Source organism: Saccharothrix sp. 6-C (genome assembly GCF_016695385.1).
Classification (GTDB): domain Bacteria; phylum Actinomycetota; class Actinomycetes; order Mycobacteriales; family Pseudonocardiaceae; genus Actinosynnema; species Actinosynnema texasense.
The window spans coordinates 5,934,614-5,954,824 of record NZ_CP064192.1; the positions used below are offsets into that span (position 1 = coordinate 5,934,614).

The following is a 20,211-nucleotide window of genomic DNA, read 5'->3' on the forward strand; positions in this document are numbered from 1 at the left end:
GACGATCACGGGAGGTGCTGCGCCGATGGCGGTGGACGGGGACTTGGTGCCGATGCGGGCGGACTTCGACGTGGTGTGGCGCGGGTACGACCGCGGCCACGTGCGGCGCTACGTCGAGGGCGTCGAGGCCGAGCTCCGCGTGCTGGCCGTCGACCGCGACGCGGCCGAGGCGCGGGCCGACGACCTCGCCCGTCAGCTGGAGACCGCCCGCGCGGAGATCCGCGTGCTGCGGGAGCACGTCGACCGGATCTCCCGCACGCCGATCGACCCGGACGCGCTCGCCGCGCGGCTGCGGCGGATGGCGGAGCTCGCGCACGAGGAGGCGGCCGAGATCACCGCGCGGGCGCGGGCCGTCGCCGAGAACCACTGGGCCACCGCGGAACGGGCCGCGGCACGGGTGCGCGAGCGGTCGGAGCGGCTCGTCGCCGAACTCGACGCCCAGCGGCGGCAGGCCGAGGCCGAGCACCGGACGCTGATGCGGGAGGCCGGCGAGCGGCTCCTGGCGACCACGCGCGAGGCCGAGCGGCGCAGGCGCGAGCTTGACGAGCGGGCGGCGGCGGTGCGCGAGGAGGTCCGGGTCGACTTCGAGCTGGCGATGAGCGCGCGGCGGGCCGAGTCGATGGCGGCGGTGGCCGCGCGGGAGGCGGCGGCCCGGGCACGGGCCGACCGGCTGGTCCGCGAGGCCGAGGACCACGCGCGGCGGATCGTGACCGAGGCGCGGCAGCGGGTGGACGAGCTGCGCGCCCGCCGTGACCGCATCGCCGCCGGGCTGCGCGGCGCGCGGGAGCTGCTGGCCCGGGCGAACCCGTTGCTGGACGAGATCCCGGTGCAGCGGACGAGCACGGAAGATACAGCCGACGCTGTATAGTTCGGCCGGTGCTGACGTGTGAAACGCGCGAGACCGCGCTCGCCCGACTCGGCCGGGCGCTGGCCGACCCGACCCGGTGCCGCATCCTGGTCGCGTTGCTCGACGGTCCCGGCTACCCGGCGCGACTGGCCGAGCAACTGGGGCTGACCAGGTCGAACGCGTCCAACCACCTGTCGTGCCTGCGTGGTTGCGGCCTCGTCGTGGCCACCTACGAGGGCCGTCAGGTGCGCTACGACATCGCCGACCCGCACCTGGCCCGCGCCCTCCGCGCGCTGCTCGACGTGGCGCTGGCCGTCGAGCCGACGCCGGACTGCGCCGACGACGCGGTGGCCGCGCGATGAGCGCCGAAGCGGCCGCGTGCGCGGACGGCTGCTGCGTCGTCGAGTCGGCCCCGGCCCCGGACCCGGACCGCCGCGGCGCGCTCACCCGGCGGGTCCGCCTGCTGGTGGCCGCCACGATCACCTACAACGTGGTCGAGGCGGTGATCGCGATCAGCGCCGGAACCGTCGCCTCCTCCACCGCGCTCATCGGCTTCGGCCTGGACTCGGTGGTGGAGGTCGCCTCCGCCACCGCCGTCGCCTGGCAGTTCGCCGCCGAGGACCACGAGGCCAGGGAACGGGTCGCGCTGCGCGTGATCGCCCTGTCGTTCTTCGCGCTGGCGCTCTACGTGGCGGTCGAGTCGGTCCGCGCCCTGCTCGGCGCGCAGGCCGCCGAGCACTCCACCGCCGGCATCGTCCTCGCCGCCGTCTCGCTGGTCGTGATGCCGGTCCTGTCGCGGGCCCAGCGCGCGGCGGGCCGGGAACTCGGCTCGGCCAGCGCCGTCGCCGACTCGAAGCAGACGCTGCTGTGCACGTACCTGTCCGCCGTCCTGCTGGCCGGCCTGGTCCTCAACAGCGCGGTGGGCTGGTGGTGGGCCGATCCGCTGGCCGCGCTCGTCATCGCCGCCGTGGCGGTCAAGGAGGGCCGGGAGGCCTGGCGCGGCGACCACTGCTGCTGACGGACGGACTGTCCAGCGTCCGGACTGCGTGTCCAGGGTGCGGGACATGACGGCGGATGCGATCCTGGCGGCCCTCTACGCCGAGCTGGCCGCGGCCCGCGCCGAACCCATCGACGACGAGGGGCGATGACCTCCTACCTGCTCGTGGACGAGACGAAGGTGCGGCGGCGTGGCGGGGCAGGTGTGCCCGGTGGTGAGCGTCGGCTCGACGCCGACCGCGCGCGCCGCGGCCGACCTGACCGGCGTGACCGAGGTCGCGCGGGCGACTTCGTGTTCTCCGCCCTGGTGATGGCGGGCATCGGCGTGTGCGCGGTAGTCATGGTGACCGGGCACCGGCCGGGCCGGATCATGACCGACGCCGGCCGGGAGCACGGCACTACCGGCTCGCCGATGACGCGGGCACGACGTGGAAGCGGGTGAACGGCTGGTGATCTTCCTGTCGGAAGAGGAGACGCGGGCGCTGGTGACCCGGGAGCTGGCCTACGAAGCCGCCCTCTCGGCGTTGCTGGAGGCGGCGGACGGCGGTGTGCTGTTCCCGGCCGTGGTGGGCCACGGCTCGTCGCCCGCCAACCGGTTCACGGTGAAGTCGGCCGCCGCCGCGCGGGCCGCCGGGGTGAAGGTCGGCAGCTACTGGCCGGGCAACACCGAGCGCGGGCTGCCCCGGCACAACTCGGTGATCCTGCTGTTCGACCAGTCGGTCGGCCGGGTCGCGGCGGTGGTCGAGGCGGGCTTCGCGAACGCGTACCGCACCGCCGCCGCCGACGCCGTGGCCGCCGACGTGCTGGCCCGGCCCGACGCGCGGTCGTTGGCGGTCTTCGGCGCCGGTCCGCAGGCGTGGCACGAGTGCCTGGCGCTGGCCCGGGTCCGCGACCTGTCGGTGGTGCACGTGGTGGCGCGTGACGCGGCACGCGGCGCGCGGTTCGTGGCCGACCTGGCGGCGGAGGGGGTGGCGGCGGTGCTGACCGGGCCCGAGGAGGCGTGCCGGTCGGCGGACGTCATCGTCACCGCGACGACCGCGCGGGCGCCGCTGTTCGAGGCGGGGTGGGTGCGGCCGGGCACGCACGTGGCGAGCATGGGTTCCGACGGCAAGGGCAAGCAGGAGCTGCCGGTGGAGCTGCTCGCGTCCGCGCGGCTGTTCTGCGACTGGCCGGCGCAGTCCGTGGCGATCGGCGAGTTCCAGCACGTGCCCGACGCCCGGCCGACCGCGGTGGGCGACGTCCTCGCGGGCCGCGCGACCGGTCGGTCGTCGCCCGACGACGTGACGGTGTTCGACAGCTCGGGCATCGCGCTGCAGGACCTGCACCTCGGCGTGGCGCTCCTGCGCGCCGCCGGTCACACCCCGCCACCGGCCGGCTGACCAGGCCGCGAGCGATTCGGGGGTTGTGATGCAGCTCATGAGGACGCATGCTTGCGGCCGGTTGGGAGCGCTCCCAAATCAGCGTTCCGTGAGGAGCAGTCGAGTGGACAACGGACCGGGACGACGGCGCGTCGGGCTGACCCTGGCGGCGACCGCGGTGTGCGCGTTGATCGGCGTGAGCGGCGCCGGAGCGGAGGAAGCGGTGACGGCGTCGGGACCCCCGCACCTGCCCAAGGGCACGTCCTTCTACGTCGAGCCGGACGGCAACGCCGCGCGGCAGGCCGCGCGGTGGCGCGCCGAGGGGCGCACCGCGGACGCCGACCTGATGGCGGGGGTGGCCGCGCAGCCGACCGCGATCTGGTTCACCACGGCGGGCGCGGAGCAGGTGCGGCGCGACGTGCGCGACGTCGTGCGCGCCGCGCGGGCGAAGGACCAGGTGCCGGTGCTCGTGGCGTACTTCGTGCCCTACCGCGACTGCTCGCAGTGGTCGGCGGGCGGCGCGCGCAGCGAGCAGGAGTACCAGGAGTGGATCGACGCCTTCGCCGCCGGCATCGGTGACGAGAAGGCGGTCGTGGTGGTCGAGCCGGACGGCCTGGCCCTGCTGACCAGCGAGCCGTGGTGCACGATCGGACCGGACGAAGAGCTGGTGCCCCAACGGTTCCGCGAGATCAACCACGCCGTGGACACCCTCAAGCGGGGCAAGCACACCCGCGTCTACCTCGACGCCGGGCACTCCGCGTGGCAGGCGCTGAACGACTACGACGCGGGCTACGGCGAGCCGCGGCAGCAGCTCGGCATCGTCAACCGCCTGCTGCGGGGCGGCATCACGCGGGCGGACGGTTTCGCGCTCAACACCTCGAACTACCGCTTCACCGAGGACCTGGTGCGGTACGGCACGCGCATCTCCAAGTGCATCCACCTGCGCACGCAGGAGGGCGCGACCACCTGCCCGGCCGACGCCGAGCTGGACGCGATGCCGGTGCGCAAGTCGAAGATGACGCACTTCGTGCTGGACACCAGCCGCAACGGCCGCGGCCACTACACGCCGGGCGAGGGCGAGACCGACTGGTGCAACCCGCCCGGCCGCGGCCTCGGCGAACGCCCCACGGCGAACACCGGCATCCCGCTGGTGGACGCGTTCCTGTGGATCAAGCGGCCCGGCGAGTCCGACGGCGAGTGCCAGGGCGGCCCGGCCGCCGGCCGCTGGTGGCCCGAGCAGGCCCTGGAACTGGCGAAGCTGGCCACCCCGCCGCTGCGCTGACCGGCTTGTCGGGGGCCACCGGCCGCTGGTGGCCCCCGACCCGGCCGGTAACCTGTCCGCGTACGGCTACCGCGGCGGACCAGGGGTGACAGTGTTCAGCGTGCCCGAGGCGCGAGAAGAGCTGACCCGGCTCCTGCCGGTGCTCACCGAGATCGTCGAGGTCCGGGCCGACGCCGCCGAACTGGCCGCCTCGCTCGACGGCGGCAGCCCCACCGACCTCGGCGGCCTGCCCGAGCTGAAGGCGGCGCAGGCCCGGCTGGACGACCTCATGACCACCGTGCAGGCGACCGGCGCCGAGCTGAAGGGCTTCGCGCCGCTGCTGGTCGACTTCCCGTCCGACCTCGACGGCGTGCCGGTGCTGCTGTGCTGGCTCGAAGGCGACCAGGGCCTCGACTGGTACCACCGGGCGGACCTCGGGTTCGCCGGCCGCCGGCCCCTGGCGTGACCGGCCGGCCGCCGGCCGCCTGACAGGCGCACGTGTTCACGTCGAACGTGCCGACACCCCTGTGCGCGCACCCCGTTGCCGACCACCGCTGCCCGGACGGGAGGCGCCGCTTTCCGCGCGCAGCGCGAGGAACCCCGCCAAGCACGCCGCCAACCCTCGGGCCACCTCGGGAAAACCGAGCCTGGACGCCTGGTCGACGCACGCGGTGAGCACACCCGACTCGACCTCGAACCACTCCCGCGGCGCGGCGATCGCCTCATCCGGCAAGTCCGGACCGCCCCGGCCCCCGAGCCGCTCCTCCGCCACGCCGGCCCGGACGAGCCACCCGCCCAGCACCCTTCCCAACGCCGCGTCGCGCTCCGCCGACGATTCCTCGGCGGCCACGCGTTCGGCCGCGAAGTCGTGCACCAGGCCGTGCAGCCGGAACCGCTCCTGCCCCACCCGGTCGCGCCCGAGCACCTCGACCAGGTGCACGTCGGCCAACGTCTCCAGCGACCGGTCCACGTCGCCGCCCACCAACGCGCCCGCCACCCACGCGGGCCACTCGGGTGTCGCCGACAGGCCGAGCCGGCGCAGCAGCAGCCGCGCGGACGGGTCGAGCAGCCGGTAGCCGGCCGCGATGACGGCCCGCACGTCCAGGTCGCCCAACGACAGCTCGTCCAGCCGGCGACGCTCTTCGGCGAGCCGGTCCCGGAACTCGGCCACCCGCCACGTCGGGTGCACCGCGAGCCGCCCGGCGGCCACGCACAGCGCCAGCGGCAGGTTGCCGCACAACGCGACGATCCCTCCCGCCGCGTCCACCTCGGCCGCGATCCGCTCCGCGCCCGCGACGCGCGACAGCAGCTCCAACGAGTCCTCGACGGCCAACGCGGGCAACGTCCACCGCGCCGCGCCGACCAGCGCGCCGAGCTGGTGGCGCGAGGTGACCACGGTCGCGCACGACGAGCCGCCCGGCAGCAACGGGCGCACCTGGGCTTCCGCCGCGACGTCGTCCAGCACCACCAGCACCGCGCGGTCCGCCACCGTGCTGCGGTACAGCGCGACCCGTTCCTCGGGGTCCTCCGGCACCACCGCGCCGGCCACGCCGAGCGCCCGCAGGAACCGGCCGACCACGACGTGCGGGTCGACCCGGTCCCGGTGCGATCCGCCCAGCGTCGCGAACAACTGGCCGTCCGGGAAGCGCTCGACCACGTGGTGCGCCACCGCCACGGCCAACGCCGTCTTGCCGACCCCGCCGGGCCCGACCAGCACCGCGAGCCCCGGCCCGGCCGCCCGCAACGCCGTCACGACCTCGCCGTGCACCTCGCCGCGTCCGGCCGGCGTCACCAGCCCGAGCGGCAGTTGGCGCGGCGCCACGGCCGGCGCGGCCCGCCGGGCGACAGGCACCTCGCCGCGCAGGATCCGCCGCTCCAGCTCCCGCAACGCCGAACCCGGCGCCACGCCGAGCTCGACGTCCAGCGTCCGGTACGCCTCCCGGTACACCTCCAGCGCCTCGACCTGCCGCCCGACCGCCACCAACGCCACCATCCGCACCTCGTACAACCGCTCCCGGTACGGGTGCTCGGCGATGAGCGGCGCGACCTCCCCCAGCACCTCGTCGTACCGCCCCAGCGCGAGCCGCGCCGCCAACCGCCCCTCCCACGCCGCGAGCCTCTCCTCGTGCCAGCCCACCCGGACCGGTCCGGCGAACTCCTCGTCCACGTCCGCCAGCGCCGCCCCCCGCCACAACCCCACCGCCGCCCCGAACGACTCCTCGGCAACCCCGTGGTCCCCGACCTCCGCCGCCCGCCTGCCCCGCTCCACCAGTGCCCGGAACTCCGCCAGGTCCACCTCGACGGCGTGCGCGGCCAACGCATAACCGGTGGGCCGGGTGATGATCACGCCGTCGTCCAACTTCGCCCGCAACCTGCTCACCAGGTTGTGCAACTGCGCGCGGGCCGACCGGGGCGGCCGCTCCCACAGCCCATCGATCAGCCGCTCCACCGGCACCACCCGCCCCACCTCGACCGACAACACCGCCAGCACATACCGCTCACGCGCGCCGCCGACCGGCACGGCATCTCCCCCGCGCCACGCCGTCACCGGCCCCAACACCCCGATTCGCACCAACCCGGTATACCGCAGCCACCAACCGCCAACGCGGCCAGAACCGGCCTCTGTCCTATAGCGGAACCCCACCCCCAACTCCGCCACCCACCCACCTGTCACCCACCGCCGAGGCCCGATTTGACATGGGTTCGGGTGCTTTAGGCTGGACGAAGCCGGCAGGCCTGGCGTGACGCTCTTCCCCGCCGGGCCTGCCGGCTTTGGCCTGCCTGGAGTGCCCGTAAGGGCCCCGTGTCAAATCGAGCCGGACTTGAAGATCTTCACCGACCCGGACTCAACAAACCGGGACTGACCGACTCGCGCTCACCCGATCCGAATGGCGATCCGAATCGCCGATCCGCTCAGAACGCAATCCCCCAACCATCGATCTTCCCGGTGTCGTACGCGTACACGTCCTTCACCCGCAACTTCCACGTCCCGTTCTTGTTCTCCGCCGACGTGTCCACCTTGAACGTCTCGTGAATGCCGTCCGCGGAGTTCTCCCCACCCGAACGCCGCAGCACGAACACCGCGCCGCTCGGACCGATCAGGTCCACCGCCAGGTCGGCGGTGTAGGGGTGCACGATGTCGACCTTCACCGAGGTCGTCGCCGTGCCGCGGCCTTCGCACCCGGACACCGCGATCTCCGACGTCACGGCTTCGCCGGCGTCGGGGATGGCCACGTCCTCGGTGTTCGTGCCGCCTTCGCACGTCGGCGGCTTCGGGTCGCCGCCGGTGATGAACCCCGTGTACAGCAGCTTGTTCGGCGTGCCGGGCCCGGAGTTCTTGACCACGCCGTCGGTCGCGTTGTCGATCAGCGCCTTCGCCACCTCGGCCGGGGTCGCCGCGGCCCGGGCCGGGCTCGCGCCGAGGTACAGCGCCGCCGCGCCCGCCACGTGCGGTGTCGCCATGGACGTGCCGCTGATCGTGCGCTCCGCGCCGTTGTTCCAGGTGGACGTGATGTTCGTGCCGGGCGCGAAGATGTCGGTGCAGCGACCGAAGTTGGAGAACGACGACCGGTTGTCGGTGTTGTCCGTCGCGTTGGTCGTGATCGCTTCCGGGGTGCGCGCCGGCGACGTGTTGCACGCGTCGCGGTTGTCGTTGCCCGAGGCCACGGCGACCGTGACGCCCGCCGCGACGACCTTCTTCACCGCGTCGTCCACCGACGTGCTGGCCGATCCGCCGAGGCTCATGTTGGCCACGGCCGGTTTGGCCGCGTTCTGCGCCACCCAGTCCAGGCCGCCGATGATCTGCGACCACTGGCCGGAGCCCTGGCAGTTGAGCACCCGCACGCCGACGAGCTTCACGGCCTTGGCCACGCCGTAGGTGGTCGAGCCGATGGTGCCGGCGACGTGCGTGCCGTGACCGTTGCAGTCCTGCGCTTCGGCGTCGTCGTCGATGAAGTCGCGCCCGTCCGCGGCCCGTCCGCCGAAGTCGGTGTGCGCCTTGTGGAGCCCGGTGTCGACGATGTACGCCGTCACGCCCGCGCCGGTGCTGTTGTAGGTGTACTTCTTGTCCAGCGGCAGGTTCTTCTGGTCCACCCGGTCCAGGCCCCAGGTGGGGTTCTCCTGGGTTTCGGTGGCGTGCGCGACGCCGTCCTGCTCGACGTACTCGACCGCCGGGTCGGCGGCCAGCCTGCGCGCCTGCGCCGCGCTCATCCTGGCGGCGAAGCCGCGCATCGCCGCCGTGTAGGTCAGCTTGACCTCGCCGCCGTACGTGCCGACCAGGGCTTCCGCCACCGCGGGCGTCTGCTGCACGGTGACCGCGGTTTCCCGGAGCGCGACGATGTAGCTGTCCTTCACCGCGTCCGGCCGGTCGGCGCCGATGATGTCGCCCTCGGGTTGCCACCCGGCGGGGTGGCCGTGGCCGTAGCCCGCGCCGGCCAGCAGCAACGCCGAGGTGGCCAGGGTGGCGGTGACGACCCGTCGCCGGGTCGAGCGATCGTGTCGCATCGGTTGTTTCTCCGTTCCACTCGGCCGCCCAGCAGGGGTGTCGGTGAGACTGACGGCCACGTGGACCCACCCTCCGGTGACGACGGACGCCTGACGATCCGGATGGCGGTACGCGCGACACGCAGACCAAGGCGGCAGCGGTCTCCGGACCTCGACCGGTTCGTCATGACTTCGACTACCCGGCCGGTGCGCGCTCATGCGTCCGGAGCAGTCACCGGATCGGGCGATCGGCCGCGTCGACTGCCCCGATAGGCCCTCTCGCGGACCCGGGCGAGGGCCGCCGGCGCCAGGTCGAGGCCGGGCGGGCGGTTGCGGATCGGGTCGAGCGCGGGCAGGTCGCGGTCGACGTCGAGCGGTCGGACGACGAGCCTGCCGACCGGTCGCCACGGCGCGCCGACCTCCAGCGTGAACCCCAGCTCGGCCGGCAGCCCGGCCAACGACGTCGAGCGGAGCCGGTGGTCGTCGGGGACGGCGGCCAGCCACACCAGCCGGCCGCGCCAGCGGAACGGGCTGATGCTGCCGTAGCGGCCGCTGGTCCACGTGCGCGCGAACCGCGGCAGCACGCGGGCGACGCAGGTCGACAGCAGCACGTCCCACGGTCCGGGCAGCCGGAACGCCAGCCCGAGCACGTCGGGCAGACCGCCCGGGGTGCCGGCGCCCTTGGACAGCCGGCCGGACACCTCCGTCACGCCGACCGGCAGCGGCAGCGCGGGGTCGAACGTCGTGGTCAGCGTGCCGTCGAACCACCGGCCGCGCGGGTGGAACGCCTTGGCGTCCCGCGCGGCGGCCAGCCCGCGGAAGGCGGGTTCGACGAGGTCAGGCACTGCGCGCATGCGGGTTGCCCTTGAGCGCCGCGCCGAGCGCCACCATGCCCAGGCCCAGCCCGAAGTGCAGCCAGTCGTCGGCGTCGTCGACCGGCACGAAGTTCGCCGTGCTCGCCTTGTCCACGACCAGCCCGTACAGCCACAGCACCAGGTACACGGCGCCGCCGCCGATCAGGTACGCCCGCGCGGCCGACGCCGTGCGCGCCATCGCCAGGCCCGCCACGCCGAACAGCAGGTGCACCAGGTTGTGCAGCACGGACACGTGGAACACGCCGAACAGGTGCGCGCCGGACCCGGGGCCCGCGAACGTGATCCGGTCCAGGTGGGTGGTGATGCCGGGCACGAACCCGAGCACGCCCACGACCAGGAACACGACGGCGACCGCCATGGCCGCCGCGCGGACGGGGTGGGGCAGTCGCGTGCTCGCACTCACAGCGGATCACCTCGCCTCTGACGGTGGCTCCCCGCTCGACTACCCCGTGATCACCGCCCGAAACAGCACGTCACCACCCCGCGGTGACCGGCCCTTCGTCGGCGCCCGGTCTGGCTCTCCCCCTGCTTCCCCGTGACACACGACCTCCCGCACCACCCACAGCGCCACCACCCACGCCACCACCCACCGCGCCGGCGCCCCCGACCGCACCGCCACCCACCACACGACCGCCGACCACGCCCTGCTCCCCCATCCTCTGCCCCGGCTTCTCCTCCGCCCGCGCCACCGCACGCCCGGTCGCCGCCGAGGCCACGTCCGGGTAGCGCGGGAACAGCCGGTCCAGGTCCGTCCGCTCGAACACCCGCCGCACGTGCGGCGGCACGGCGGCCAGCCGCAGCCAACCGCCCGCGCGCTGCGCCCTCGCCCTGGTGCGGACCAGCGCGCTCATCGCCTGGGCGCCGCAGAACGCGACCCCCGACATGTCGAGCACGATCCGGTCGCGTCCCTCGCTCACCAGGCGGTCCATCCGGTCCAGCACCCGGCGGGCGCCCGCCAGGTCCAACTCCCCGGTCGCCACGACCACCGCGCACCCCGTCCGGTGGGACTCGACCGACAGCGCCAGCATCCCGATCCCCTCACGCCGCCAAGCGGTGCTCTTCGCGCCACCAGGCAGTTCTAGTCGGCTCTTCACGCCACCCGGCAGTACTCGTCGTCGTCGTCGCCCGCCCCGAGCAGGGCGAGCAACAGCCCTTCCCTGGTCGACCAGGGACAGATCTCCACCTCGTCGTACCCCGTGGCCACCATCAACGCCTCCGCCACCAGGGCTCCCGCCAACGACTGCTCCGCGCGGTGCGGGGAGATGCCCGGCAACCGGGCGCGGCGCGGCACGGGCATCCGGGACAGCCGGGGGATCCAGCCGCGCAGGTCGGCCAGGCGCAGGGCGCGCGGCACGAACGGCCCTTCGTGCTGCGGCCGGGCCCCGGCCAGTCGCGCCAACTGCTGGAACACCTTCGAGCAGCCGACGGCCCGGTGCTCGCCGACCGACGTCCCCTCCAGCGCGGCCACCACCCGGTCGTGCACCAGCACCTGCTCCTTCGCCAGGCCGCGGTGGTCGCGCGGCGTGGTGCGGTTGAGCGCCAACCGCCGGGTCAGCGTGCGGGCGCCGAACGGCAGCGAGCGCGTGAACGACGGCTCCACGTCGTCACCGGCCGCGAGTTCCACCGTGCCGCCGCCGACGTCGAGGACCAGCAGGGGGCCGGCGCGCCAGCCGAACCAGTGCCGCGCGGCGCGGTACGCAAGGCGGGCCTCTTCCTGGCCGGGCAGCACGCGCAGCCGGGTTCCGGTGCGGCGGGCGACCTCGGAGATGACCTGCTCGGCGTTGGACGCGTCGCGGATGACGGAGGTGGCGAACGGCACCAGGGCGGAGACCCCGGCGCGTTCGGCGATCCGGTGGGCGGCGTGGACGGCGGTCACAACCTGTTCCACGCCTTCCGGGCGGAGTCGGTTGTCCCGGTCGAGCGCGCGGTCGAGCCGCAGCCGGGTCTTGTGCGAGACGACGGGGTGCAGCGGCGAGCCGGACACGACGACCAGGTGTGCGCTGAAGCAGCCGACGTCGAGCACACCGACCTGGTCGGGTCGTCCGGACATACGTCACCACCATCCGAGAGCCAGAGGTACCGAGAGGAGTTCCCGAATGCGCATCGGGTGAAACCGGATTGGGTGATCCGACTCCGGGTAGTTCTCGGCCATGAGTGCTTCGGAGAGGCCGTTCGCGGTGGTGACCGGCGCGTCCAGCGGGATCGGGCTCGAGCTGGCGAGGGTGTTCGTCGAGCACGGGTTCGACCTGGTCGTGGCGGCGGAGAACGACGTGGTGCACGACGTCGCGCGGGAGCTGGCCGCCGGCGGGGCGCGGGTGGACCCGGTGCGGGCGGACCTGGCCACGTTCGAGGGGAACGAGGACCTGGTCGCGGTGGTCGAGGAGGTGGGACGGCCGGTGGACGCGTTGGCGGTCAACGCCGGGATCGGCATCGGCGGCGACTTCGTCGACGACAGCGACCTGCGCAGCCACCTGCGGGTGGTCGACCTGAACATCTCCTCGGCGGTGCACCTGGCGAAGCGGCTGCTGCCCGCGATGGTGGAGCGCGGGGCGGGCCGGGTGCTGTTCACCTCGTCGGTGGCGGCGACCGCGCCCGGGCCGTTCCACTCGGTGTACGCGGCGTCGAAGGCGTTCCTGGCGTCGTTCTCGCAGGCGTTGCGGGAGGAGCTGCGCGACAGCGGGGTGACGGTGACCGCGCTGATGCCCGGTCCGACCGACACCGACTTCTTCCGCCGGGCGGGCATGACCGACACGAAGGTCGCGACCGGGCCGAAGGACGACCCGGCCGACGTCGCGCGGGCGGGGTTCAAGGCGTTGATGGACGGCGACGACCACGTGGTGGCCGGTTCGCTGCTGACCAAGGCCCAGGCCTCGGCGGGCCGCGTCCTGCCGGACCCGGTCAAGGCGCGGGCCATGCGCGGGATGACCGAACCGGGCTCGGGCCACTCCTGAGCCCGCCGACACCGACCACCGCCCCGGGACCAGGCCTCCGGGCCGGAGGCCGGGGTTCGGCACCCCGGTCAGAACTCCGGGATCTCCGGCACCCGCCTTTCCCGCCGACCGGTCGTCCCTCCCCTCCCCGACCCGTACGCCCGGACCGGCTCCCCCGGCGTGTCCGACTCCGGGATCTCGTCCCCGATCAGCGACCGGTACGCGTCGACCTCCTGCGGGGTCGGGTCGATCGGCGCTTCCTCGGCGACCTCGTCCGGATCGACGAACTCGTCCGACCCGACCGACCCGTCCGCCGACTCCGCCGACTCCGCCGCCACCGGCTCCACCGGTTCCTGTGCTGCCTTCATGACCACCGGTTACCCCGTGTGCGCCCGCTCGAACGGGGGTAGCCGTGACGCCGTGACCATCCACGCGAGACGAGACGTGCCCGCCCTGCCCGACCTGGTGTTCGCCGCCGCCGCCGACCCCGCCCGCCTGGCCTCCTGGCTGCCCGACCCCTACCAGGTCGTCGGCCGCACGGACGACGTGCTGATCCTGCGCGCCGAGGACGGTCCGCACCAGGTCGGCCTCGCCGCCGACTACGACCGGCTGCTCCTGGCGTGGACGCCGCTGGCCGGCCACGGCTGCCGGGGTGAGCTGCGCGTCTCGCTGGTCGGCGCGGCGGGCAGCGTCGCCGAGCTCCAGGTCGACGGCTGCCCCGACGACCAGTTCCCGTCGCGCCTGCTCGAAGCCCTGGCGAACGAGGTTGAGCGGAACCTCACCGCCGGCTGATCATGCGGCGGTGGACTTCCGCCCCGCCCTGCCGGACGAACTGCCGCTGCTGCCCCCGATCGAACGGGCCTGCGGCGAGCCCTTCCGCGACTTCGGCATGCCCGAGATCGCCGACGACGACCCGATGCCGGTGAGCGCCCTGGCCCGGCTGCACGTCTGGGTGGCCGCCGACCCGGACCCGGTGGCCTGGATCGCGGTCGACGTGCTGACCGCGGACCGCGCGGCGCACGTCGAACAGGTGTGCGTGCACCCCGACCACGCCCGGCGCGGCATCGGCGCGGCGCTGCTGGACCACGTCGAGCGCTGGGCCGCGGCACGGGGGCTGGCGGCGCTGACCCTCACCACGTTCCGGGACATCCCGTGGAACGCCCCCTACTACCGCCGGCTCGGGTTCCGCGAGGTGGCGGTCCTGTCCCCGGGCCTCACCGCCGTCGTGGCCGCGGAAGCGGCACGTGGCCTGGACCCGGCGACACGCGTGTGCCTGCGCAGGCCGCTCCGCGACGGGGCCGCGCGCGATACTGGACGGGTGCGGTAAGCAACCGTTCCCTCCCGTTGTCGTCCGCCACCACCACCTCATCCCCACCCGCAACCGTTCGGAGGTCCCCCCGGTGGTCGACTTCGTGCACGAGGCGCTGCTCTACCGCGACGACGAGGAGTACCTCGCGGGGACAGTGCCGTTCGTGCGCGACGGCATCGCCGCCGGTGAGCCGGTGCTGGTGGCCGTGCCGCAGCGGGGCATCGACCTGCTGCGGCACGCGCTGGGCGGCCGGGCCGAGCACGTCGAGTTCCTGGACATGAGACGCGCCGGGCGCAACCCGGGCCGGATCATCCCGGGAGTGCTGGCCGCGTTCACCGACAACGCCGCCACCACCGGCCGGGTGCGGATCGTCGGGGAGCCGGTGTGGCCGGAGCGCACCGAGCTGGAGTACCCCGCCTGCGTGCAGCACGAGGCGATGGTCAACACCGCGTTCGAGGACCGGTGCGCCTGGATGCTGTGCCCGTACGACACGGCGAACCTCGCACCGGAGGCGCTGCGCGACGCGGAGGCCACGCACCCGTTCGTGGTCGAGGGGCAGCGGCGTCGGCCCAGCGCGGGCTACCGCGAGCCGTTCCTGATCGCCGACGAGTTCAACCGGCCGCTGCCGTCGCCGCCGCCGGACGCGCTGACCCGCCGGTTCGACCTGGACGCCCTCGCCGTCACCCGGCGGCTGGTGGCCGGGTTCGCCGTCGAGACGGGCCTGTCCGCCGACCAGGTGGAGGACCTGGTCCTCGCGGTCAACGAGCTGACCACGAACAGCGTGGTGCACGGTGGCGGCTTCGGCACGCTGCTGCTGTGGCGCGAGGGCGGCACGGTGGTGTGCGAGGTGCGTGACGCGGGCCGGATCGCGAGCCCGATGGTGGGCAGGCGCAACCCCGGCGCGAGCGCGCGCGGCGGGTACGGCGTGATGCTGGTGAACCTGCTGTGCGACCTGGTCCGGGTGCACACGCACGAGGACGGCACGGCGACCCGCGTCTACGTCGGCTGACCTCCCGTCACACCGAAGCGGACCGAAGCGGCCTCGCCGCGCACTCCGCCCGGCCACCCCCACCGACACCCGCGGGCACACCCGCCGACACGGGCAGATCCTCGGCCGCGCCCGCCGACCCCGTGTCCACGCTGGTCACGAATTGCGCTTTGCCCGCGATCCCCTGCCACCGCACCCGGGTCGACCGGCAGAATCGGCCACGTGACTCCCGCACTTCTGCTCGCCCACGGGGCCGGTGGCACGGTCCGCGCCAACTTCAGCCCCCTCATCCCGCGGCTGTCGCGCAACCGCAAGGTGCACGCGGTGGACTTCCCCGGCTCCGGGACCACCCCCCGCGCGACCGGTCCGCTCGACCTGGACGACCTCGCCGACCGGCTGGTGGCCACCGCCGAGGGCGAGGAGCGGTTCGCGGTCGTCGGCTACTCGATGGGCTGCGCGGTCGCCGTGCGCGTCGCTCAGCGCCACCCCGAACGCGTGACGGCCTTGGTGCTGACCGCCGGGTTCGCCCGCATCGACGACGAGACCCGGGAGCGGATGCGGCAGTGGCGCCGGCTGGTGGACGCCGACCGCGCCGAGCTGGCCCGCTTCCTCCTGACGATCGCGTTGGGCGAGCCGTTCCTGCGGCGGATGACCGCCGAGCAGACCGACGGCTTCCTGGAGCTGATCGCGCTGACCATCCCGCCGGGCACCCCGGAGCAGGTCGACCTGGTGCAGCGGATCGACCTGCGCGACGAGCTGCCGTCGCTGGCCGTGCCGACGCTGGTGATCGGCGCCAAGCACGACCGGCTGATCGCGCCGGGCACCACGCGCGAGCTGGCCGACCTGATCCCCGGCGCGCGGTGGGCGGAGCTCGACAGCGGCCACTCGCCCGCCGTGGAGGCGCCCGCCGAGTGGGTCCGGCTGATCGAGGAGTTCCTGGACTCCGCCGCCGTCCACCGCTGATCACCCGCCGCACGCCCGTGCCAGACCGCCGCCGACCCGCGCACGACAACCGACCCGCGCGCCACCGGGGGTCCGCGCGCCTCCGCCGTTCCGCGCGCGCCGACCCACCCGACAGCTCACCGGTGCACAACCGCTTCAGCGGCACGGCGTCGTTCGTGTTGCAGGCCCGGGACGTGCACGGCGACGTGCACGTCCACCTGCCCCCGGCGGCGGGGCCGGTCGACCTCGCCGCGGCCGAGCTGGCCGCGCTGGTGCTGGCGCAGTGGCGCGACGAGTCGGCCGCCCGCGACGTGTTCGACCCCGCCCCGCTGCCGGTGGTGTGGCGGGCGGGCCGCGAGCTCGCCGACCACCCGGAGAACATCGGCGGCGACGTGCCCGGGGGCGACGACCTCGCCCGGCTGGCCGAGGCGTTCCGCGCCCTGCCGCACGGCAGGCTGGTGGTGCTCGGCGAGCCGGGGTCGGGCAAGACGACCTTCGCCATGCTGATGGCCCAGCAGCTGCTCGTGGACCTGCGCCAGGGGCAGACGGTGCCGGTGCTGCTGTCGGTCGCGTCGTGGGACCCGGCGCGCGAGAAGCCCGCCGGGTGGTTGCTGCGCCGGATCACCGAGGAGTACCCCGGTCTGCACGTCACGCACGGCCGGGCCGCGGTCGAACGGTTGGTGCGCGACCGGCGGGTGCTGCCGGTGCTGGACGGGTTCGACGAGCTGCCCGAGCCGGTGCGCGGCCGGGCGCTGGCGGAGCTGCACAAGGGGCTGGGCGAGATGATCGTCACGTCGCGCGCCGCCGAGTACGAGGCGGCCGTGGCGGACGGCGAGCTGCTCCGGTCGGCGACCGTGCTGCGGGCCGAGCCGCTCACCGCCTCCGCCGTCGTCGCGCACCTCCGCACGGCCGTCACGCCGGGCCGGTTACCGGCCTGGGAGCCCGTGCTGGCCGCGGTGGCGGACGACCCGGGTGGCGACCTGGCCGCCGCGCTGTCCACGCCGTTGGCGGTGTGGCTCGCGCGCCGCGTCTACCGCGCGCCGGGCGCCGACCCCGCCGAGCTGACCCGCCTGCCCCACCGCGCGGCCGTGGAGGACCACCTGCTCGACGGGCTGATCCCGGCCGCGTTCGACGACGAGCGGCGCGGCCGGTGGGACGTCGGGCAGGCCACCCGGTACCTGCGGTTCCTGGCCGACCACCTGACGGCCCGCCGCGAGCAGGACATCGCCTGGTGGCGGCTGGGCCGGGCGCGCCCGGCGAGGGTCGCGTCCATCACCCTGGCCTCGCTGGTCGCCGGGGTCGTCCTGGCGGCGCTGGTGATCGCGGACCTCGGCTTCACCCACCTCGACCGGCTCGGCTGGTTCCCGACCGGCCTCGGCTTCCCGATGGGCGTGGTCGTCTGGCTGTTCGTGGAGTTCACCTCCGGCGGGCTGACCCCCGACGGCCGGGCGCCCACCGGCAGGTCGGGCCGGTTGGCGTGGCGCAGGCGGATCCGGGCGCTGGTCCAGGAGGCCCGGCACCGACCGCGCCAGGCCGCGATCGCCGTGGGCGGCTGGGTGGGCGGCACGGCGTTCATCGGCCTGCCGCTGGCGTCCGTCGGGGACTACTTCGGGTGGTTCCTGCTGCCCGCGGCCCTGCTGCTCGGGTTGGCCAAGTCGGTGCTGATGTCGCCGGTCGACGCGGACCGCGCCGTCGACCCGGACGCGCTGCTGCGCGGCGACCGCAAGGCGGTGCTCGCGGTCCTGCTGCTCGTCGCGCCGCAGGTCGGCTCGCTCATGTACGTGCCGACGCTGCACCAAGGCAAGCCGGTCGTCGTGCAACTGCTGCTGGGCGCGGTGTTCATGGTCGGCTCGTGGGCCGGGTGCGGCGCGGTGGTGCTGCTGGTCAGCGCGTCCGGCCGGTGGGTGGTGACCCGGGTCGGCCTGGCCCTGACCGGCCGGCTGCCGTGGGCGGCCGCGGAGTTCCTGCGCGAGGCGCACCGGGCGGGCGTGCTGCGCCGGGTGGGCGGCGTCTACCAGTTCCGGCACGTCCGGCTGCGCGACCGGCTGGCCACCGCGCGGCCCGAGCCGGCCCGCGGCCTCACGACGGTGCCGGTCCGGGGCAGCGAGGTGCTGTTCCGGCAGGCGAACACGGTCTCGCGGGCGCGGGCGGCGCTGCCGATCGGCGTCGCGGCGGCGTTCGCGGTGTTCGTCGCGTTCGGCGCCACGTCCCGGCTGTTCCTCCCGGTCTGGGTGCCGGTGGTCCTGCTCGGCGTGAGCGTCGCGGCGCTGCACTGGCACGTGCGCGGCGCGCCGTTGCGGCCCAACCGGCTGCGGGTGGAGCCGACCCGGCTGGTCGTGTCCTGGCACGGCCGCTCGCGCGGGTTCGCCCCCCGCGAGGTGGGCGGGCTGGAGATCCGGCCGGTCGGCGCCGGGACCTACTGCCTGCGCGTGCGCACGAGGGCCCGGATCCGGCCGGTCGGCGACGACGGGTGGCTCGTCGTGTGGCCGCTCGGCGCCACCGCCCGGCAGCACCCGGAGCTGGAACGGGCGCTGGCGCGGTTCGCGAGGTCGGCCGGTTTGCACGTCGCCCGGTCGGGTTAACCAGGCCGCATGACCAACACGCTCGTCCTCGACGTCGACGGGACGCTGGTGGACACCAACTACCACCACGCGGTGGCCTGGTTCCGCGCGTTCCGCCGCTTCGACATCACGGTGCCGACCTGGCGCCTGCACCGGGCCATCGGGATGGGCGGCGACAAGCTCGTCGCCGCCGTCGCGGGCGAGCACGTGGAGCGGCAGCACGGTGACGAGCTGCGCGAGGCGTGGGAGGCGGAGTTCGAGCCGATGCTGCCCGAGGTCAGGCCGCTGGAGGGCGCGCACCGCCTGGTCGCCTCGGCGCTGGAGCGGGACCTCGCGGTGGTGCTGGCCAGCTCCGGCAAGCGCCACCACGTCGACCACTACCTGAAGCTGATCGACGCCTCCGACCTCACGTCCACCTCGTCGGACGACGTGGAGGACACCAAGCCCGCGCCGGACCTGATCGAGGTGGCCTTGCGGCGGGCCGACGCCGGCGGTCGGGCCGTGGTCATCGGCGACTCGGTGTGGGACTGCGAGGCCGCCTCCCGGGCCGGGCTGCCCTCGGTGTGCCTTCGCACGGGTGGTTTCGGCGAGGCCGAGTTGCGCGACGCCGGCGCGTCGGCAGTCTACGAGGAACTCGACCAGTTGCGGGCGGACCTCACCGACCTGCCGATGGCGTAGGAGGAATCGTGCGGATCGGTTACACGCTGATGACCGAGCAGGCCGGGCCGCGGGAGCTGGTCGAGCACGCCGGGCTGGCGGAGCAGGCGGGGTTCGACTTCGAGGTGATGAGCGACCACTACTCGCCGTGGCTGGACGAGCAGGGGCACGCGCCGTACGCGTGGAGCGTGCTCGGGGCCGTCACGCAGGCCACCGAACGGGTCGAGCTGATGACCTACGTGACCTGCCCGACCGTGCGCTACCACCCGGCGGTGGTGGCGCAGAAGGCGGCGACCGTGCAGCTGCTGTCCGGCAACCGGTTCACGCTGGGCATCGGCGCGGGCGAGAACCTGAACGAGCACGTGGTCGGCCGCGGCTGGCCGCCGGTGAACGTGCGGCACGAGCTGCTGCGCGAGGCCGTGGAGATCATCTCCCAGCTGTTCGACGGCGGGTACGTCAACTACTCGGGCCAGCACTTCCGGGTCGACTCGGCGAAGCTGTGGGACCTGCCCGAGCAGCGCGTGCCGATCGCGGTGGCGGTGTCGGGCAACCAGTCGGTGCGCACGTTCGCGCCGCTGGCCGACGCGATGGTGGCGACCGAGCCGGACGCGGCGCTGAGCCAGGAGTGGGACGTCTTCCAGGGCAAGCGGTCGCGCAAGATCGGCCAGCTGCCGATCTGCTGGGACCCGGACCGCGACGCGGCGGTCGAGCGCGCCCACGAGCAGTTCCGGTGGTTCGCGGGCGGCTGGAAGGTCAACTCGGAGCTGCCCGGCACGTCCGGTTTCGCCGGCGCCACGCAGTTCGTGCGGCCGGAGGACGTGGCCGAGCGGATCCCGTGCGGCCCGGACGTCGGCCCGGTGGTGGAGGCGGTGGCGAAGTTCCGCGAGGCGGGCTTCACCGACCTGGCGCTGGTGCAGATCGGCGGCGAGCACCAGCGGGAGTTCCTGGACTTCGCCAAGGGTGAGCTGCTGCCGGCCCTGCGCTGACCGCGCACCACCCCCTCGA

22 protein-coding genes are annotated in these 20,211 nt (G+C 74.4%); 15 read left to right on the forward strand and 7 right to left on the reverse strand.

The window, feature by feature from the left end; genetic code table 11:
- Nucleotides 1–25 precede the first annotated feature (25 nt).
- The 7 genes from IOD16_RS24685 to IOD16_RS24715 all read left to right on the forward strand — a co-directional run bounded on the left by IOD16_RS24685 (nt 26) and on the right by IOD16_RS24715 (nt 4,928).
- On the forward strand, nt 26–868 hold the full coding sequence (locus IOD16_RS24685) for a hypothetical protein (protein ID WP_201436343.1): 843 nt from the start codon (nt 26–28) through the stop codon (nt 866–868).
- Between the two features lie 8 nt (nt 869–876).
- Nucleotides 877–1,209 carry a Cd(II)/Pb(II)-sensing metalloregulatory transcriptional regulator CmtR gene (gene cmtR, locus IOD16_RS24690; protein ID WP_201436344.1) on the forward strand — a complete coding sequence of 111 codons (333 nt, stop codon included), beginning with the start codon at nt 877–879 and terminating at the stop codon, nt 1,207–1,209.
- A complete protein-coding gene (locus IOD16_RS24695; RefSeq protein WP_201436345.1) occupies nt 1,206–1,865 on the forward strand; it encodes a cation transporter in 660 nt (219 codons plus the stop codon). The genes cmtR and IOD16_RS24695 overlap by 4 nt, the downstream gene beginning before the upstream one ends.
- Nucleotides 1,866–1,991: 126 nt before the next feature.
- Complete coding sequence (locus IOD16_RS24700) at nt 1,992–2,285, forward strand: hypothetical protein (protein ID WP_201436346.1); 294 nt, start codon at nt 1,992–1,994, stop codon at nt 2,283–2,285.
- A gap of 7 nt (nt 2,286–2,292) precedes the next feature.
- Nucleotides 2,293–3,222 (forward strand): ornithine cyclodeaminase family protein, encoded by a 930-nt coding sequence (locus tag IOD16_RS24705; protein ID WP_236594354.1) that lies wholly within the window; start codon nt 2,293–2,295, stop codon nt 3,220–3,222.
- Between the two features lie 103 nt (nt 3,223–3,325).
- Entirely contained in the window at nt 3,326–4,483 is a 1,158-nt protein-coding gene (locus IOD16_RS24710; RefSeq protein ID WP_201436348.1) for a glycoside hydrolase family 6 protein, read from the forward strand.
- 91 nt (nt 4,484–4,574) lie between these two features.
- A complete protein-coding gene (locus tag IOD16_RS24715; RefSeq protein WP_425471358.1) occupies nt 4,575–4,928 on the forward strand; it encodes a DUF2203 domain-containing protein in 354 nt (117 codons plus the stop codon).
- 36 nt (nt 4,929–4,964) lie between these two features.
- Here the strand turns inward: IOD16_RS24715 and IOD16_RS24720 are convergent, their stop codons facing one another.
- The 6 genes from IOD16_RS24720 to IOD16_RS24745 all read right to left on the reverse strand — a co-directional run bounded on the left by IOD16_RS24720 (nt 4,965) and on the right by IOD16_RS24745 (nt 11,869).
- The gene (locus tag IOD16_RS24720; RefSeq protein ID WP_201436349.1) at nt 4,965–7,034 is read right to left on the reverse strand and encodes an AfsR/SARP family transcriptional regulator; all 2,070 of its coding nucleotides are present in this window, start codon (nt 7,032–7,034) and stop codon (nt 4,965–4,967) included.
- Nucleotides 7,035–7,375: 341 nt separating this feature from the next.
- Nucleotides 7,376–8,965, reverse strand: coding sequence for a S8 family peptidase (locus tag IOD16_RS24725; protein ID WP_201436350.1), 1,590 nt, complete (start codon nt 8,963–8,965; stop codon nt 7,376–7,378).
- Between the two features lie 194 nt (nt 8,966–9,159).
- Complete coding sequence (locus IOD16_RS24730; protein WP_123746692.1) at nt 9,160–9,798, reverse strand: hypothetical protein; 639 nt, start codon at nt 9,796–9,798, stop codon at nt 9,160–9,162.
- Complete coding sequence (locus tag IOD16_RS24735) at nt 9,782–10,177, reverse strand: DUF4383 domain-containing protein (protein WP_201441554.1); 396 nt, start codon at nt 10,175–10,177, stop codon at nt 9,782–9,784. Before IOD16_RS24735 ends, IOD16_RS24730 begins: the two co-directional genes overlap by 17 nt.
- Before the next feature lie 115 nt (nt 10,178–10,292).
- Nucleotides 10,293–10,913: an STAS domain-containing protein gene (locus tag IOD16_RS40625; protein WP_236594355.1), complete on the reverse strand. Its 621-nt coding sequence runs from the start codon at nt 10,911–10,913 to the stop codon at nt 10,293–10,295.
- Nucleotides 10,910–11,869: a Ppx/GppA phosphatase family protein gene (locus IOD16_RS24745; protein ID WP_201436351.1), complete on the reverse strand. Its 960-nt coding sequence runs from the start codon at nt 11,867–11,869 to the stop codon at nt 10,910–10,912. Before IOD16_RS24745 ends, IOD16_RS40625 begins: the two co-directional genes overlap by 4 nt.
- Before the next feature lie 100 nt (nt 11,870–11,969).
- Between IOD16_RS24745 and IOD16_RS24750 the strand changes: the two genes are divergently transcribed.
- Nucleotides 11,970–12,770: an SDR family NAD(P)-dependent oxidoreductase gene (locus IOD16_RS24750; protein WP_123746689.1), complete on the forward strand. Its 801-nt coding sequence runs from the start codon at nt 11,970–11,972 to the stop codon at nt 12,768–12,770.
- A 68-nt stretch (nt 12,771–12,838) separates the two neighbouring features.
- Here IOD16_RS24750 and IOD16_RS24755 read toward each other — a convergent pair whose 3' ends face one another.
- Nucleotides 12,839–13,117: a hypothetical protein gene (locus IOD16_RS24755; protein WP_201436352.1), complete on the reverse strand. Its 279-nt coding sequence runs from the start codon at nt 13,115–13,117 to the stop codon at nt 12,839–12,841.
- A gap of 52 nt (nt 13,118–13,169) precedes the next feature.
- Here IOD16_RS24755 and IOD16_RS24760 point away from each other — a divergent pair, with 52 nt between their 5' ends.
- The 7 genes from IOD16_RS24760 (at nt 13,170) to IOD16_RS24790 (ending at nt 20,192) form a co-directional block, all read left to right on the forward strand.
- A complete protein-coding gene (locus tag IOD16_RS24760) occupies nt 13,170–13,541 on the forward strand; it encodes a hypothetical protein (protein WP_201436353.1) in 372 nt (123 codons plus the stop codon).
- 10 nt (nt 13,542–13,551) lie between these two features.
- Nucleotides 13,552–14,076 carry a GNAT family N-acetyltransferase gene (locus IOD16_RS24765; RefSeq protein ID WP_236594356.1) on the forward strand — a complete coding sequence of 175 codons (525 nt, stop codon included), beginning with the start codon at nt 13,552–13,554 and terminating at the stop codon, nt 14,074–14,076.
- Between the two features lie 73 nt (nt 14,077–14,149).
- The gene (locus IOD16_RS24770) at nt 14,150–15,067 is read left to right on the forward strand and encodes a sensor histidine kinase (protein ID WP_123746685.1); all 918 of its coding nucleotides are present in this window, start codon (nt 14,150–14,152) and stop codon (nt 15,065–15,067) included.
- A 201-nt stretch (nt 15,068–15,268) separates the two neighbouring features.
- Nucleotides 15,269–16,009, forward strand: a complete 741-nt coding sequence (locus tag IOD16_RS24775; protein ID WP_236594357.1) for an alpha/beta fold hydrolase — start codon at nt 15,269–15,271, stop codon at nt 16,007–16,009.
- Between the two features lie 122 nt (nt 16,010–16,131).
- Nucleotides 16,132–18,570, forward strand: a complete 2,439-nt coding sequence (locus tag IOD16_RS24780; RefSeq protein ID WP_201436354.1) for an NACHT domain-containing protein — start codon at nt 16,132–16,134, stop codon at nt 18,568–18,570.
- Nucleotides 18,571–18,579: 9 nt separating this feature from the next.
- Entirely contained in the window at nt 18,580–19,227 is a 648-nt protein-coding gene (locus IOD16_RS24785; RefSeq protein ID WP_201436355.1) for an HAD family hydrolase, read from the forward strand.
- An 8-nt stretch (nt 19,228–19,235) separates the two neighbouring features.
- Nucleotides 19,236–20,192: an LLM class F420-dependent oxidoreductase gene (locus IOD16_RS24790; RefSeq protein ID WP_123746680.1), complete on the forward strand. Its 957-nt coding sequence runs from the start codon at nt 19,236–19,238 to the stop codon at nt 20,190–20,192.
- Nucleotides 20,193–20,211 lie beyond the last annotated feature (19 nt).